We start from the raw sequence: 14,311 nt of genomic DNA on the forward strand, positions 1-14,311 counted from the left end.
AAATTGGAGGTCACTTTCTATCCCCTTTGCCGGTCTCTTCGAGCAGCGGCAGGACGCTCTGCCGTTCCGCCCAGTCCCCGGCGCTGTCCTGAACGATTTCCTTGAGCTTGATCTCGGCATCGGTGATGTCGGTGATGAGGCCGAAGTTCTGCCCCATGTAGTTACCCTTCTTCACGCGATACAGAGTCTTTTCCGCCCGTACGATGGCAAACATGTCATTGCCCTGCTGCAGTGTGCCGACCATCTTCAGTTGCTCGAGCGGGAAGGCCTCGAGCGGCTCCTTGCGCCGGTTGAGGTCGGGTGCGATGCCCCCCGCGCCCGCCTCCTTGGAGGTGATCTTGCGGGGTTTGAACGGATCCGGCAGGTCGAAACCCTCATAGGTGAACGGTTCGAACGGCTTCACCGCCGGAAGCGGGTCGATCTTTCGCGGCAGGCTCTTCTCGGAGTCCTTCACGAATTGCCGAAGCTCGTCGATCTCCGAGCTGCAGGATGCGACCACGAGTGCCGCGGCAGGAAGTAGCAGCCAGCGCGTCATTTCTTCGCTCCCTTGGCGGCCTTGTCCTTGGCGGACTTCTTCTGCTTGGAGACCTCTTCCTCATCGAGGTAGCGGTAGGTCTTCGCCACGGCCTCCATGGAGAGCGTTCCCTCCCTGTTGGGCGGGTCGATCTTGATGTCGGTCAGCAGGACGATGCGCGGCATCTTCGCCACGTCGCTCGTGAAGGCACCGAGATCGTGGTAATTGCCCGTCACCTTGATGTTCACCGGCAGCTCCGCGTAGAACTCCGTGAAGTTCTCGGTCTGGCTCGGCTTGAAGAGCTCGAAGGCGAGGCCGCGCCCGAGGCCGGCCTGATTGATGTCGATGAGGAGCGCGTCCATCTCGCTCTTGTTCGGAAGCTGCTTGAGCAGTGCGCCGAAGGACTGCTCGATCTCGGCCCGCTGCTGCTTGTAGGCCTCGAGGTTCACCGCGAGCTTCTTTTTCTCGAGGAACGTCTGTTTCTGCTTGTCCACCTCGACCCGTCCGGCCTCGATGGCATCGTTCTGGCCCTTCCAGAGCAGGAAGAAGGCGCCCACCTCGATGGCGATGAACAGGAGGAGGAGTGCGCCGATCTTGATCGGCCACGGCCAATTGCCCGGCTGCTTGGGGTCGAGGGTCCGGAGTTCGTCGAGCAGGTTCATTTCTTCGCCCCCGCGGATTTCGCGTCGGCGGCTTTCGAGGCGGCGCCCTTGCCTTCCTCTGCCTTGGCCCGCTTGATCGAAATGTTCATGCTGAATTCATTGACCCGCTTGTTCGGGTTGTTGTCCAGCAGGGCGGCCTTGATCTCGACCAGCTCGGGATTTTCCAGGTACGGGGAGGCGCCGAGGTTGCGCATGAGGGTGGACACGCGGGCGTTCGATTGCGCGTAGCCGAGGATGTTCACCTTCGCGCCAGCCTGCTTGATCTGCTTGAGGTAGATGCCTTCCGGGAGCTGGCGCAGCAACTGGTCGAGCAGCTGCACGGGTTCGGAGCGGTTGCTCTGCAGGCCTTCGACGACCTGCTTCTTGGCGAGCAGGGAGGCGGTTTCCTCGCGGATCTTGCGAATCTCCTCGATCTGCTTGTCGAGCTTGCCGATCTCGGTCTTCATGTAGGCGACGTTCGCACGCTGCTGCTCGACCTGTTGGTCGAGGAACACCCACACCGCGCCCGCGATCACGAGGCCGAGGATCGCCGTCAGTGCCCCGAGCACCACGAACTGCTGCTGGCGGCGCTTTCGTTTTTCTTCCCGATGGGGGAGCAGGTTGACGCGGATCATGACGGGTCGAACCTCCGCATCGCGAGCCCGCAAGCGACCATCAGGGACGGGGCGTCCATGGTGAGCTGCCTTGGCTTGATCTTGGAGGAGAGGGCCATGTTGGCGAACGGGTTCGCGACCACGGTGTGCACCTGGGTGCGCTGGGCAACCATTTCCTCCAGCCCGTCGAGCATTGCGCAGCCGCCGGTCAGGAGTATGTGGTCAACCTTGTTGAATTGGGTCGACGTGAAGAAGAACTGCAGGGCGCGCTGGATTTCCAGCACGATCTTCTCATTGAAGGGCGCGAGCACGTCGGGGCCGAAGTTCTCGGGAAGGCTTCCCACGCGCTTGGCCGCCTCGGCCTCCTCGGGGGGCATATCGAACGCGCGGGCGATTTCCTGGGTCAGCTGGTTGCCGCCGATCTGCTGCTCGCGCGAATAGACCGTCTGTCCGTTGTGGAGGACCGAAACGCGGGTGACCGTCGCCCCGATGTCCACGATGACGGTTACGTCGCTTTCCTTGACGCCTGACGACCCCTCGCAAATCAGCTCGAAGGCGCTCTGGGCTGCATAGGACTCGACGTCCATCACGATCGTCTTGAGGCCGGCGGCCTCGGCAGCGGCAACCCGGTCTTCTATCTTTTCCTTGCGGGAGGCCGCGATCATCACCTCCACCTCGTCCTCGCCGGACGGTGCCGGACCCAGGACCTGGAAGTCCAGGTTCACCTCGTCGAGGGAGAAGGGAATGTACTGGTTGGCTTCGCTCTGGACCTGGACTTCCATGTCCTCATCACGCTGGTTGCCGGGAAGGATCACCTTCTTGGTGATCACCGCGGCGGCAGGCAAGGCCATGGCGATGTTCTTGATGCGCGAACCGAGGTTCTTGTGCGCGCGCTTGATCGCCTCGCCAGCCGCCTCGATATTGGCGATGTTGCCGTCCACCACGGTGTCTTTGGGCAGGGGCTCGATCGCATATCGCTCGACGCGGTAGACGTTGCGTCCCGCCTCCGCTATCTCGACCATCTTCACGGAAGACGAGCTGATATCGCAGCCGATAAGCGGCGGCGTCTTGGCCTTCAGGAAGTCGAATTGGTCCGACAGTTTTTCTTTAAGCATTGTGGAGGCTTAGCACCCACTGCGAAGAATCTACTTTAGATGCTAGCAACAAGTCCTAGGAGTGTAAAGCATTTTGTCGGAAGGGCTCCGGAACCCCCAGCCGTCTATAATGTCTTCAAGAACTTCCCCGCCCGGCGGGGACTAGATTAGGTTGTCCCGCTGACAGCCCCGCCTGCCCATGACCTCCCGTTGGTGGTTCTACCCTGCGCTCGTTGCCGCATCGCTCGTCCTGGTGGCCGCCGGGGTGGGCGCGCTTACCGTCATCCTGCTTTGGCCGAACCTGCCTTCCCTCGAGGTCCTGACCGATTACCGGCCGAAGATCCCCTTGCGGATCTACAGCGCCGAAGGGGAGCTGATTGGCGAGTTCGGTGAGGAAAGGCGGGCCGTCGTGAAGATCCAGGATGTGCCGCAAGTCATGAAGCAAGCCATCCTGGCGGCCGAGGACGACCGGTTTTACCAGCATGGGGGCGTCGACTACAACGGGGTTGCGCGGGCGGCGATAGCCAACCTCCAGGGGCGCCGGGAGGGTGCAAGCACCATCACGATGCAGGTGGCGAGGACCTTCTTCCTGACCCGCGAAAAGACAATCGCGCGAAAGCTCTCCGAGATACTGCTGTCCTTCAAGATCGAGGCCAGTCTGTCCAAGGACCAGATCCTGGAGCTGTACGTCAACCAGATCTTCCTTGGAAGCCGATCCTACGGATTTGCGTCTGCTGCAAGCGTCTATTTCGGCAAGAGCCTGGCGGATCTGACACCTTCCGAGGCGGCGATGCTCGCCGGGCTTCCCCAGGCCCCGTCCCGGCAAAATCCGTTCGTGAACCCGAAAAGGGCACAGCAGCGCCAGCATTACGTCCTGCGTCGCATGGCCGACATGGGTTGGCTGCCCGCGGATGCCTACCGCAAGGCTCTCGCCGAGCCGCTGCGACTGAACGCCAACCAGCGCGACACCTTTCCCTTGCGTGCCGATTATGTGGCCGAAATGGCTCGCGCGGCCGTCTTCGAGCAATACGGGGAGACGGCGTATGTGAGCGGGATTCGTGTTGAGACCACGGTGCGGCGCCGGGATCAGGAGGCCGCGAACGCCGGGCTGCGACAGGGCGTCCTCGACTATGACCGGCGTCATGGCTACCGCGGTCCGGAGGCTTACGTGAGCCTTCCCGCCGAGCCAGGCGCAGAGCTGGACGAGGCGATCGAGGAGGCGCTGCAGGATCGCGATTCCGTGGGGGACCAGGTGGCGGCGGTGGTCCTTGAGGCCTCCGCGAAGGAGGTCGCTGCCGTGATGAGGCGGGGCGACCTGGTCCGAATCAATGGCGAGGGCCTGCGTTTCGTCGCCAAGGCGCTGGCAGACCGGACCAACCCGGACAGGGCCATCAGGCGCGGGGCGGTCGTCCGGCTGCAAGCGGGGGAGAAAGGGGCGTGGAGCATTGCGCAGGTCCCCAAGGTCGAGGCGGCATTGGTGGCCCTGGATCCTGCCAACGGTGCCATCCGGGCCTTGGCGGGCGGCTTTGATTTCAATGCAAACAAGTTCAACCATGTGACGCAGGCCTGGCGCCAGCCGGGCTCGAGCTTCAAGCCTTTCATCTATTCCGCGGCACTGGAAAAGGGATTCACCCCGGCGACAATCCTCAACGACGCACCGTTCGTGATCGATGCGGCGAAGACCGGCGGCCAGCTCTGGGAACCGAAGAACTACGACGGGAAGTACGAGGGACCGATGCGCCTTCGCATGGCGATCGCGAAGTCGAAGAACATGGTTTCCATCCGCCTCCTGCAGGCCATCGGCCCCGGCTATGCCCAGGACTATCTGCAGAAGTTCGGGTTCGACCCCAAGCTCCACCCAGCCTATCTTACGATGGCACTGGGAGCGGGGTCGGCCACGCCCCTGCAGATGGCGGGTGCCTACGCGACCTTTGCCAACGGGGGCTACCGGGTGAAACCGTGGTTCATCACGAGAATTCTCGACAACCGCGGCGAGAAGCTTTACGAGGCGAGGCCGGAGGTCGCGGGGACCGATGCCGAGCGCGTACTGGACCCTCGCAACGCATTCCTGATGACAAGCCTCATGCGCGACGTGGTCCGCTACGGAACGGCGGCGCGGGCGATGTCTCTCGGGCGGCATGACCTGGCGGGCAAGACCGGCACGACCAATGACCATATCGATGCCTGGTTCGCCGGTTTCCAGCCCACCGTCGTGGCGGTAGCGTGGATCGGCTTCGATACCCCGGCGACGTTGGGGGCCAACGAAACGGGCGGACAAGCGGCGTTGCCGATGTGGATGACCTATATGTCAAGGGTGTTAAAGGGCGAGCCGGAGTCGGACCTCGAGCCGCCGGAGGGCATCGTGGTAGTCAATATCGATCCGGCCACCGGGTTGCGGGAGCCGGACGGTCGAAGCAAGACCGTCGAGTTCTTCTATCAGGAAACAATCCCGGGCAGCGCAGGGGCGAGCGGCGTGACCCGCGACGCGGCCCGGCCCCCCGAGGAAGTGAAGAACCAGATCTTCTAGGACAGCCGTGGGCAGGAACCGGTCGCGTCGCGACGACAATCTGCGCAGGCACCTCGCCTACCTTGCTGCCCGGTTGATGGCGGAGGAGGGGGTGCAGGACTACGGGTACGCCAAGCAGAAGGCGGCCCGGCAGGCCGGCCTGGCAGATTCGCATGCGTTGCCGGACAACCGCGAGATCGAAGCGGCGTTGCGCGAGTACCAGGGACTCTTTCAGAGCGACAACCAGCCGGCGGAGCTTCGGCACCTGAGAGAAGTGGCGGTCGAGGTCATGCGCGATTTCGCCGATTTCCGCCCAATACTCGTCGGAGCGGTTCTGAATGGCACGGCGAACCAGTTCTCGGAGGTGACGCTGCAACTCTTCGCGGACGACTCCAAGAGCCTTGCGCTGTTCCTGGTCAATCGTCGTTACCGCTTCGAGCAGGACGAAAAGCGCGTCCGCGTCGGCGACGACTGGGTCGATGTCCCGCAGTTCTTCCTCGAAGTCGACGGGGCGCCCGTCACGCTGGCAGTTTACGCACGGGGTGACGAGCATCTTGCACCCCGGTCCAGACCGGATTCCGACGGTCTCCAGCGCGCCCGCCTTGCGCAGGTCGAGGCGCTTCTCGAGCCCTAGCGGCCGCGCAGGGCCTCGGCTGCGTCCAGGGCGAAGTAGGTGAGTATCCCGTCCGCGCCAGCCCGCTTGAAGCAGACCAGGGACTCCATCATGCAAGCCGGACCGTCTATCCAGCCGTGGCCGGCAGCCGCCTGGAGCATGGAATACTCGCCGCTCACCTGATAGACGAATGTGGGCACGCCGAAGGTGTCCTTCACCCGCCTCACGATGTCCAGGTACGGCAGGCCGGGCTTCACCATCACCATGTCCGCACCTTCGTCGAGATCGAGCGCAATTTCATGCAGAGCCTCGTCCGAGTTGGCCGGGTCCATCTGGTAGGTCTCCTTGTTGCCCTTGCCGAGATTCGCCCCGGACCCGAGCGCATCGCGAAACGGCCCGTAATAAGCGGATGCGTACTTGGCGGAATAGGCGAGGATGCGGGTATGAACGTGACCAAAGGAGTCCAGCGCGCGCCGAAGGGCTCCCACCCGGCCGTCCATCATGTCCGACGGGGCGACGATATCGGCACCTGCAGCCGCATGAGTAAGCGCCTGCTTCTCTAGAACGGAAATGGTTTCGTCATTCAGGACATAACCAGACTCGTCGATCAGGCCGTCCTGTCCATGGCTGGTGTAGGGATCAAGGGCGATGTCCGTGATGATCCCGATCTCCGGAAAGCGAGCCTTTACTTCGCGAATGCAGCGAGGAATCAGACCCTCGGGATTGAAGGCCTCTTTCGCGTCGAGTGACTTCAGTGCCCCGTCGATCACGGGAAACAGCGTGATTGCCGGAATGCCCAAGGTAAGCGCTCGCTCGACCACGGGGAATAACTCATCGACCGAGCGGCGACTGACACCCGGCATAGAAACGACCGGTTGCACGGACTTCCTGCCATCGAGCGCGAACACGGGCAGGATCAGGTCGTCAGCCGAAAGCCGGCACTCGCGCGCGAGGCGCCGTGAGAAGTCATCGTGGCGCATGCGTCGCAGGCGGCGCTGCGGGAATTGTGCGAACGGAAAGGTCATCGGGTTTGCAGTGGCGGATGGCGCGGGAACTTTAGCATGGCGGCAGACTCTCAACGCATGAAGGGTGATTCCTTCCCCGCTTCTCCTCCCTGAGCGGGCGCCTCGATTCCCTTCGAGGCATTTTTGCCCCGGCCTTAGTCCCCTTTTGCCGGGGCTTCTTGTTTTTTCGCCGCGACCCACGACTCGATGCATGCCTGCGCGTCGGCCATCCCCGTGCGTTTGAGGCTGGAGAAGAGCTGGGCGCTTGCACCCGGGTAGAGCTGGGCCAGATCCTTGCGAACCTGCGTGAGCGTGCGTAACGCGGCCTGTGCCGAGAGCTTGTCCGACTTGGAAAGCAGCACGTGGACGCTGCGCCCGGATGGAAACAGCCAGTCGAGGAGCCGCCGATCCTGCGGGGTGAGCGGGTGGCGCGCATCCATGACCACCACGACCCCGGCGAGGGCGCGGCGATGAAAGATGTACTCTCCGACCAGGGTATCCCAGTGCTGCCGTACCGCAAGCGGCACGCCGGCGTAACCGTATCCCGGCAGGTCCACGAGGAACGCATCCTCGTCGACGCCAAAAAAATTGATGAGCTGGGTTCGGCCCGGCGTCTTGCTCACGAAGGCGAGCCGCCGCCGGCCCGCCAGCGTGTTCAGGGCGCTGGACTTTCCCGCGTTCGAACGGCCGATGAAGGCGACTTCCGGAAGCGAGTCGGAGGGAAGCAGCCTGGGGTCGTGCACCGACAGGTGGTACCGGGCATTCTCGAGGCGCATGGAGCTGCCGGACTCAGTCCGGTCCCGCCATCCGGGACGCCGGGGTGGCGGCGCAGGGCGGCGCTACGGTAAAATCAGCGGGTTTACGCAATTCCAAAGACAGAGGACAGGCAATGCGTGCATTCCAAGGGTGGGCTGGGTTCATGGCGATAGTTTACGCAACGCTTGCGCAGGGCGCTGCGCCAGCGCCTGCCCCGAAGCCCGATCTCGAGCGCGGAAAGCAGATTGCGGCCACGGTTTGCGTAGCCTGCCATGGCGCTGACGGCAACAGTCCCCTGCCGGCGAATCCCATTCTGGCCGGCCAGCATGCCGACTATCTTGCCGCGCAGCTCACCGCCTACAAATCTGGCGCGCGGGCCAACCCCATCATGGCAGGCATGTCGGCGGCGCTCACGCCCGAGGACATGCGCAACGTCGCGGCATGGTTCTCCCAGCAGACCCCGAAGCCTTCCGCTGCGAAGGACAAGGCGCTCGCCGTACGCGGCCAGCAGATTTGGCGTGGCGGCATCAAGCAGGGCAATGTGCCCGCCTGTGCCGGATGCCATGGCGCCGCGGGCGCCGGGATTCCGACGCAGTATCCCCGTCTGGCCGGGCAATACAGCGATCTCACCCTGGTGTGGCTCAAGGCGTTTGCGAGCGGGGGCCGGACAAATGCCGTGATGGCCGGTGTTGCTGCCAAGATGTCCGAAGCCGACATGAAGGCGGTTTCGGAGTACGTCGCGGGGCTTCGCTAAGCACTGCCCGCTGGTGGCCCCGGGGATTCCGCCCCGATCGGTGCCTCGGTGTAGCGATTTCGCCCTTCCCGCTTGGAGCGGTACAGCGCCTCGTCCGCCGACCGGACAAGCGCGTCCCCGTCCTGAGCCGGGCCCGGCAGGAAGCTCCCTCCGATGCTCGCGCTCACGCGCACGCTCTCGTTGCCCAGTGCAAAGGGACGCGAGAGCTCTTCCAGCAGCTTCCCGGCCACCGATCTCGCCCCGTCGCTGTCGGCTTCGGGAAGGAGCACGAGGAATTCGTCGCCGCCGAGGCGACCCACCGTGTCGGATGCCCGTACGCATTCCCGGGCACGCCGCGCCACGGCCACGAGCAGCGCGTCGCCTGCCGCATGTCCCAGGGTGTCGTTCACACCCTTGAGCCCATCGAGATCGAATAGCAGGATCGACATCGGCGCGGCATTGCGACGGGACATCGCCATCATCTGCGACAGGCGGTCCGCGAGCAGGCTGCGGTTGGCGAGCCCCGTCAGGGCGTCGTAGTGCGCCAACTGCTCGATTCGGATGGCGTCCCTGCGCGCGCGCCGAAGGGACTGCCGGAATGCCACACCCAGCCCGATGAGCACCGCGATCGTCCCTGCGACCAGGGCGCGAACGTATAGCTCCCGGCCGGACCACAACTGGATCTGTGCATTCGTCCTTCGATGGATCTCCTCGCCTGCCCGGTCAGCAGCGCGGCCAACCGAACCGAAGGCGTTCTCCTCGGCCTCCACCAACGGGAGCGCTTCGCTTTTCGGGCCTGCGCGTCGCGACAGGACCACCTGATCCAGATAGCTGCGCACCGGCGACTCCAGCGTTGCAAGGACCGGCGCCATGTCGGGGCGTTCCGATGATTTGGCCCGCAGGTAGTCCAGCTCCGCCTCTATCGTCACGCTCTCCCGGCCGAAGTCGCCGCCCCGGGAATCGACCATGGCCGCGTACCGCAGCTGGTGCAGCGATTCCTTGAGAGTGTCGAGCCCCGCCTTCACCTCCTGGATGGCCTGGATCTCGCGCGACAGGGTCATCTCGCGGGACATGTCGCCATACAGGAGCGCGGCGAGAACCGCGATCGTCAACGCGGCGATGAAAAGCCCGCTTCCTGCGATCTTCCCGGCGAGTGGCCGCAAGGTCGGTCAGGCCGCGCGCGATTCGGTGAACGCCTCGCGGGCAGCGGCCAGCGTGGCATCGATCTCGGCCGGACCGTGCGCGGACGAGACGAAGCCGGCTTCGAAGGCCGACGGCGCGAGGTAGACGCCGCGACGAAGCATGGCGTGGAAGAAGCGGTTGAATGCCTCCTTGTCGCTCGTCATCACTTCCGCGAATGTCGAGGGCGGCGTGGCGCGGAAGAACAGCCCGAACATGCCCCCCTGCGAGGCAGCGCTGAATGGAATGCGGGCGGCGCGGGATTCCTTCATGAGGCCATCGACGACGGCCGAGGTCGTTTTCGCCAACGCTTCGAAAAATCCGGGGGCGAGCACCTGCTTGAGCGTGGCGAGTCCCGCGGTCACTGCGACCGGATTGCCGGACAAGGTGCCGGCCTGGTAGACCGGACCCAGGGGCGCCAGCCTGGCCATGATGTCGCGCCGGCCACCGAAGGCGCCCACGGGCAATCCCCCACCGATCACCTTGCCGAGCGTCGTCAGATCCGGACGAACGCCGAACACCCCCTGCGCGCCCTGAGCGCCTACACGGTAGCCGGTCATCACCTCGTCGAAGATCAGCACGGCGCCGTGCTGTGTGCACAGGCGTCTGAGCGTGTCGACAAACTCCTGCGATGGCCGCACGAAGTTCATGTTCCCGGCGATCGGCTCCACGATGACGGCCGCGATTTCAGGCCCGAAGCGCCGAAAGGCATCTTCCGCTTGCTGGGAATCGTTGTAGTCCAGGACGAGCGTCCGGGAAGTCATCTCGGCGGGGACGCCGGCGGACGTGGGGTTGCCGAAGGTGAGCGCCCCCGACCCGGCCTTCACGAGCAGGCAATCGCTGTGGCCGTGGTAGCAGCCCTCGAATTTGACGATAAGCGCCCGGTTCGTGAACCCGCGGGCCAGCCGCAGGGCGCTCATGACGGCCTCCGTTCCGGAGCTCACGAGCCGGACCTGTTCGACCGACGGGAGGCTTGCGGTGATGAGTTCGGCCATTTCGAGCTCGAGCTCGGTCGGCGCGCCGAATGAAAGGCCGCGCGCAGCCGCGGCCGCGACCTGCGCCAGCACGTCGGGATTCGCATGGCCGAGAATCATCGGCCCCCACGAGCCCACGTAGTCGATGTAACGGTTGCCATCCGCGTCGACCAACCATGCGCCCTTGCCTTCGCGGAAGAAGACGGGCGTGCCGCCGACGGCGCGAAAGGCGCGCACCGGCGAGTTCACGCCCCCGGGAATGACGCGCTGCGAAGCCTCAAAGAGCTGTTGGCTGCGTTCGTACATGGGGATCGGTTTCCATGTTGAAGGGTCGGGAAAGTGCGCGCGCCGCGGCTTGGGCGTCGGGCGTGTCGAAGAGGGCCGAAATGACCGCCAGCATATCGGCCCCGGCGGCGACGGTCACGGCGGCATTGGCGGCCGTGATTCCTCCGATTGCGGCGACCGGCAATGGGGTCATGCGCCTGGCTTCGGCAATGGCGGCAAGTCCCGAGAGGATCGCGTGCGGTTTCGTTGGCGAGGCGAAGATGCTGCCGATGCCGATGTAATCGGCACCCGCAGCTGCGGCAGCGACGGCGCGCGCAGGGTCGTCGTAACAGGATATGCCGACGATCGCATCCGGAAGGCGCCGCCGCACTTCCCGAGGATCGCCGTCGTCGCGACCCAGGTGCACGCCATCGGCGGCCAGGCTCAGTGCGAGTTCGACGTCGTCGTTCACGATGAATGGCACACCTCGTTCCCGGCATAGCGAGAGGAGCGCCCTCGCCTGGAGAGCCCGCTCGCCGGCTGCGAGACCCTTGGCCCGGTATTGGACCAGGCGGGCGCCGCCTTCGAGGGCCGATCGAACCAGGCCCACGAGCCGCACAGAGTCATGGAGCTCCGGCGTGATCGCGTAAAGGCCGCGCAGCTGCCGGCGCCGCTCAGCTTGCGTCTTCGCCGTCATCGGTGTCCCGCGCCCAGAAGAGGCGATCGGGGATGTGCTGCCCCATGCCGGGCCGGAATGCGCGGGCAAGCGCCTGCCACGTGTAGTCCTGGGCCTCGTAGACGGCATCAGCCACATCCAGGCCGCGCGCGAGGTTTGCCGCGATGGCCGACGCCAGCGTGCAGCCCGAGCCATGGAAGCTGCCCGCCAGGCGCTGCCAGGTATCGGATCGCACGATCCCGTCGCGATGATGAAGGGTGTTCACGACCGCCGTCGTGGCGTCGTGGGTTCCGGTGACCAGGACGTACTCGCAGCCCAGGTCGAGGAGGCGGCGCGCGCATTCCGCGTGGTCCGGCTCCTCGTCCTCGTCGCCATCGGCGAGCCGGCGAAGCTCCGGAATATTGGGCGTGACCACCGTGCTTTGCGGCACGAGCAGCTCGCGGATCGCGCCGACGAGATCATCGCCGCCGAACTCGTCGCCCCGACCGGAGGCAAGGACCGGGTCGAGGACCAGGGGGATGTCCGGGTAATCGGACACGATTTCGGCAACGACCGTCACGATCTCCGATGAGGCGAGGACCCCGATCTTGAATGCGACAATCGGGATGTCCTCGAGGATGCAGCGGGCCTGGTCGGCGACCCAGTCAGGATCGAGCGCGAGGAAACCCTCGACTCCGGTGCTGTCCTGGACCGTGATCGCCGTGACCACCGACAAGGGGTGGCACCCCATGCTCGCGAGCGTGAGGATGTCCGCCTGCAGGCCGGCACCGGATGTCGGGTCGGTTGCGGCGAAGGTAAGGACGGCAGGCGGGACGACTGAAGGGGCGGGCATGGAAGCAAGGGGGGTGCGCGGGTTAAACTGCCGGCTGGCTGCAACCGATGCGCCCGCTGCGCCGGCAACCCCGGGCGCGCGGAATTTCCCGATCGCTCATTCTACCCATATCCGGCACTTCCTTCCGACTGCCATGTCCACCGCTCCCGCCCCGTTACCCTGCCGAACGTGGATGTGCCTGGTCTGCGGATATGTCTATGACGAGGCACAGGGGGCGCCCGACGACGGCATCGCGCCGGGCACGCGATGGGAAGATGTTCCGGCGAACTGGAGTTGCCCCGAGTGCGGGGCGCGCAAGGACGATTTCGAGATGGTGGAACTCTGAAGGCAACAGTTGCGATAATTCGAAACGGCTTCAGGTTCCCGCGCTTGAATCTTGTTTTCACGAGCTGAATGACATAGGCTACATTCGTTAAGCGACCAGTCGCCCGAAGAGCGAAATCGCGGCAGACCCCGGCTCGACCTATGCCTGCGCGCAGCAGTGGCTCGCGTTTGCACGAGCCATTCGCGACGAGAAGCGGAAGTCAGACCGAGGAAGGCGTGGCGGACACGAAGACCCTTGCCGGCGTGCGGGTGATGGTGATCGACGACAGCAACACGATCCGTCGAAGCGCCGAGATCTTTCTCATGCAGGCCGGATGCCAGGTCATCCTCTCCGAGAACGGTTTCGACGCCCTTGCAAAGATCGCCGATCACCAACCCGACCTCATCTTCGTGGACATCATGATGCCGCGCCTGGATGGCTACCAGACCTGTGCGCTCATCAAGAAGAGCGGCAAGCACCACGCGACTCCGGTCATCATGCTTTCCTCGAAGGACAGCCTATTCGACCGCGCGCGGGGCCGCATGGTCGGGTCCGACGAATACCTCACCAAGCCCTTCACGAAGGAAAGCCTGATCCGTGCCGTCGAGACGCATCTCGCGCATCGGAATCAGGCCTGACGAAACCGATTCACGTAATGGAGCGAAACCAAATGCCGATCAAGAAGATCATGGTTGTGGACGATTCGCCGACGGAGCGCGCCTACCTCGATAACCTCCTGAAGAAGAAGGGTTTCGAGGTGATCCTCGTCGATAGCGGTGAGGCGGCGATCGAGCGCGCGAAGAGCGATCGGCCGGATCTCATCCTCATGGATGTCGTCATGCCGGGATTGAACGGGTTCCAGGCGACCCGCGCGATCACGCGTGACGAGTCGTCGAAGCACATCCCGGTCATCATCTGCACCACCAAGGACCAGGAGACGGACAAGATCTGGGGACTCAGGCAGGGCGCCAAGGACTATGTCACCAAGCCGATCAACGAAGTCGACCTGATCGAAAAGATCAAGTCGTTCGGCTGAAGCGCCTTCTCCCATGGCGCGCCGGACGGGCCTTCGCGAATTCCAGATTGCGGTCGCAGAGCGACTGCGAACGGCTGCCACTCGCGCGACCCTTTCGTCCAAGCTCGGTTTCCAGGTCGGTGGAGTGAACTGGTTCGTGTCCCTGCACCAGGTCAGCGAGGTGATTCCGCTTCCGCCCATCGTGCCGGTGCCGCTCACCCGGCCATGGTTCCGGGGGGTGGCCAACGTCCGGGGAACCCTGTACAGCATCGCCGACTTCTCCGCCTTCCAGGGGGACGAACCGACTCCCGGCGGCACCGAGAGGCGGGTGATCCTCATCTCCGACAAGCTTGTGACCGGCGCGGGACTCCTGGTCTCGCGAATGCTGGGCCTTCGTAATCCCGAACACTTCACCGCCGCCGAGCGGCCACCGGACGCGGCTCCGTGGGTGGGAGCCGTTTTCAAGGATGCGGCGGGCGCATCCTGGCATGAATTCGACCTCGCGCGGCTCGCGAAGGAACAACGTTTCCTTGAAGTTGGAAGCCACTAGGGCGCGGGCCCGACGGCACCGCCCCAGACACCACGCTGCACG

At 64.5% G+C, this 14,311-nt stretch carries 17 protein-coding genes; 7 read left to right on the forward strand and 10 right to left on the reverse strand.

All coding sequences use genetic code 11. The annotated features are described in order from the left end of the window. Positions 1 to 10 precede the first annotated feature (10 nt). The 4 genes from IPP91_08990 to IPP91_09005 are packed head-to-tail and all read right to left on the reverse strand — an operon-like array spanning position 11 to position 2,884. On the reverse strand, positions 11 to 535 hold the full coding sequence (locus IPP91_08990) for a pilus assembly protein PilP (GenBank protein MBL0142202.1): 525 nt from the start codon (positions 533 to 535) through the stop codon (positions 11 to 13). Continuing rightward, on the reverse strand, positions 532 to 1,176 hold the full coding sequence (locus tag IPP91_08995; GenBank protein ID MBL0142203.1) for a type 4a pilus biogenesis protein PilO: 645 nt from the start codon (positions 1,174 to 1,176) through the stop codon (positions 532 to 534). The genes IPP91_08990 and IPP91_08995 overlap by 4 nt, the downstream gene beginning before the upstream one ends. Then, positions 1,173 to 1,790: a PilN domain-containing protein gene (locus tag IPP91_09000; protein ID MBL0142204.1), complete on the reverse strand. Its 618-nt coding sequence runs from the start codon at positions 1,788 to 1,790 to the stop codon at positions 1,173 to 1,175. The genes IPP91_08995 and IPP91_09000 overlap by 4 nt, the downstream gene beginning before the upstream one ends. Beyond that, positions 1,787 to 2,884, reverse strand: coding sequence for a pilus assembly protein PilM (locus IPP91_09005; protein ID MBL0142205.1), 1,098 nt, complete (start codon positions 2,882 to 2,884; stop codon positions 1,787 to 1,789). The genes IPP91_09000 and IPP91_09005 overlap by 4 nt, the downstream gene beginning before the upstream one ends. Positions 2,885 to 3,062: 178 nt before the next feature. On the opposite strand from IPP91_09005, the gene IPP91_09010 reads away from it, so the two are divergent. Next, positions 3,063 to 5,390, forward strand: coding sequence for a penicillin-binding protein 1A (locus IPP91_09010; protein MBL0142206.1), 2,328 nt, complete (start codon positions 3,063 to 3,065; stop codon positions 5,388 to 5,390). A gap of 7 nt (positions 5,391 to 5,397) precedes the next feature. Further along, a complete protein-coding gene (locus tag IPP91_09015; GenBank protein MBL0142207.1) occupies positions 5,398 to 6,003 on the forward strand; it encodes a hypothetical protein in 606 nt (201 codons plus the stop codon). Here the strand turns inward: IPP91_09015 and hemB are convergent. Continuing rightward, positions 6,000 to 7,007, reverse strand: coding sequence for a porphobilinogen synthase (hemB, locus tag IPP91_09020; GenBank protein ID MBL0142208.1), 1,008 nt, complete (start codon positions 7,005 to 7,007; stop codon positions 6,000 to 6,002). The two genes, IPP91_09015 and hemB, sit on opposite strands and share 4 nt — an antisense overlap. A gap of 134 nt (positions 7,008 to 7,141) precedes the next feature. Beyond that, positions 7,142 to 7,762, reverse strand: coding sequence for a YihA family ribosome biogenesis GTP-binding protein (locus IPP91_09025; GenBank protein MBL0142209.1), 621 nt, complete (start codon positions 7,760 to 7,762; stop codon positions 7,142 to 7,144). Positions 7,763 to 7,875: 113 nt separating this feature from the next. On the opposite strand from IPP91_09025, the gene IPP91_09030 reads away from it, so the two are divergent. Continuing rightward, positions 7,876 to 8,496 carry a cytochrome c4 gene (locus tag IPP91_09030; protein ID MBL0142210.1) on the forward strand — a complete coding sequence of 207 codons (621 nt, stop codon included), beginning with the start codon at positions 7,876 to 7,878 and terminating at the stop codon, positions 8,494 to 8,496. Here IPP91_09030 and IPP91_09035 read toward each other — a convergent pair. The 4 genes from IPP91_09035 to thiD are packed head-to-tail and all read right to left on the reverse strand — an operon-like array spanning position 8,493 to position 12,400. Next, positions 8,493 to 9,638 (reverse strand): GGDEF domain-containing protein, encoded by a 1,146-nt coding sequence (locus IPP91_09035; GenBank protein ID MBL0142211.1) that lies wholly within the window; start codon positions 9,636 to 9,638, stop codon positions 8,493 to 8,495. The genes IPP91_09030 and IPP91_09035 overlap by 4 nt on opposite strands. Before the next feature lie 6 nt (positions 9,639 to 9,644). Next, positions 9,645 to 10,934 (reverse strand): glutamate-1-semialdehyde 2,1-aminomutase, encoded by a 1,290-nt coding sequence (gene hemL, locus IPP91_09040; protein ID MBL0142212.1) that lies wholly within the window; start codon positions 10,932 to 10,934, stop codon positions 9,645 to 9,647. Continuing rightward, complete coding sequence (locus IPP91_09045) at positions 10,906 to 11,589, reverse strand: thiamine phosphate synthase (protein MBL0142213.1); 684 nt, start codon at positions 11,587 to 11,589, stop codon at positions 10,906 to 10,908. Before IPP91_09045 ends, hemL begins: the two co-directional genes overlap by 29 nt. Continuing rightward, complete coding sequence (thiD, locus tag IPP91_09050) at positions 11,567 to 12,400, reverse strand: bifunctional hydroxymethylpyrimidine kinase/phosphomethylpyrimidine kinase (GenBank protein ID MBL0142214.1); 834 nt, start codon at positions 12,398 to 12,400, stop codon at positions 11,567 to 11,569. The genes IPP91_09045 and thiD overlap by 23 nt, the downstream gene beginning before the upstream one ends. Before the next feature lie 133 nt (positions 12,401 to 12,533). Here thiD and IPP91_09055 point away from each other — a divergent pair, with 133 nt between their 5' ends. The 4 genes from IPP91_09055 to IPP91_09070 all read left to right on the forward strand — a co-directional run bounded on the left by IPP91_09055 (position 12,534) and on the right by IPP91_09070 (position 14,269). Beyond that, the gene (locus IPP91_09055; protein ID MBL0142215.1) at positions 12,534 to 12,725 is read left to right on the forward strand and encodes a rubredoxin; all 192 of its coding nucleotides are present in this window, start codon (positions 12,534 to 12,536) and stop codon (positions 12,723 to 12,725) included. A 251-nt stretch (positions 12,726 to 12,976) separates the two neighbouring features. After that, positions 12,977 to 13,342 carry a response regulator gene (locus IPP91_09060; GenBank protein ID MBL0142216.1) on the forward strand — a complete coding sequence of 122 codons (366 nt, stop codon included), beginning with the start codon at positions 12,977 to 12,979 and terminating at the stop codon, positions 13,340 to 13,342. A gap of 38 nt (positions 13,343 to 13,380) precedes the next feature. Continuing rightward, positions 13,381 to 13,740 carry a response regulator gene (locus IPP91_09065; GenBank protein MBL0142217.1) on the forward strand — a complete coding sequence of 120 codons (360 nt, stop codon included), beginning with the start codon at positions 13,381 to 13,383 and terminating at the stop codon, positions 13,738 to 13,740. Between the two features lie 13 nt (positions 13,741 to 13,753). Further along, positions 13,754 to 14,269 (forward strand): chemotaxis protein CheW, encoded by a 516-nt coding sequence (locus IPP91_09070; protein ID MBL0142218.1) that lies wholly within the window; start codon positions 13,754 to 13,756, stop codon positions 14,267 to 14,269. Positions 14,270 to 14,311: the final 42 nt, after the last annotated feature.

This window comes from Betaproteobacteria bacterium, assembly GCA_016720855.1.
In the GTDB taxonomy this organism is placed as follows: Bacteria; Pseudomonadota; Gammaproteobacteria; order Burkholderiales; family Usitatibacteraceae; genus FEB-7.

Bases quoted from the DNA above. Each gene is read 5' to 3' on its own strand.
- IPP91_08990 (MBL0142202.1), bottom strand. From the start codon at position 535: ATGACGCGCTGGCTGCTACTTCCTGCCGCGGCACTCGTGGTCGCATCC.
- IPP91_08995 (MBL0142203.1), bottom strand. From the start codon at position 1,176: ATGAACCTGCTCGACGAACTCCGGACCCTCGACCCCAAGCAGCCGGGC.
- IPP91_09000 (MBL0142204.1), bottom strand. From the start codon at position 1,790: ATGATCCGCGTCAACCTGCTCCCCCATCGGGAAGAAAAACGAAAGCGC.
- IPP91_09005 (MBL0142205.1), bottom strand. From the start codon at position 2,884: ATGCTTAAAGAAAAACTGTCGGACCAATTCGACTTCCTGAAGGCCAAG.
- IPP91_09010 (MBL0142206.1), top strand. From the start codon at position 3,063: ATGACCTCCCGTTGGTGGTTCTACCCTGCGCTCGTTGCCGCATCGCTC.
- hemB (MBL0142208.1), bottom strand. From the start codon at position 7,007: ATGACCTTTCCGTTCGCACAATTCCCGCAGCGCCGCCTGCGACGCATG.
- IPP91_09025 (MBL0142209.1), bottom strand. From the start codon at position 7,762: ATGCGCCTCGAGAATGCCCGGTACCACCTGTCGGTGCACGACCCCAGG.
- IPP91_09030 (MBL0142210.1), top strand. From the start codon at position 7,876: ATGCGTGCATTCCAAGGGTGGGCTGGGTTCATGGCGATAGTTTACGCA.
- hemL (MBL0142212.1), bottom strand. From the start codon at position 10,934: ATGTACGAACGCAGCCAACAGCTCTTTGAGGCTTCGCAGCGCGTCATT.
- IPP91_09045 (MBL0142213.1), bottom strand. From the start codon at position 11,589: ATGACGGCGAAGACGCAAGCTGAGCGGCGCCGGCAGCTGCGCGGCCTT.
- thiD (MBL0142214.1), bottom strand. From the start codon at position 12,400: ATGCCCGCCCCTTCAGTCGTCCCGCCTGCCGTCCTTACCTTCGCCGCA.
- IPP91_09055 (MBL0142215.1), top strand. From the start codon at position 12,534: ATGTCCACCGCTCCCGCCCCGTTACCCTGCCGAACGTGGATGTGCCTG.
- IPP91_09060 (MBL0142216.1), top strand. From the start codon at position 12,977: ATGGTGATCGACGACAGCAACACGATCCGTCGAAGCGCCGAGATCTTT.
- IPP91_09070 (MBL0142218.1), top strand. From the start codon at position 13,754: ATGGCGCGCCGGACGGGCCTTCGCGAATTCCAGATTGCGGTCGCAGAG.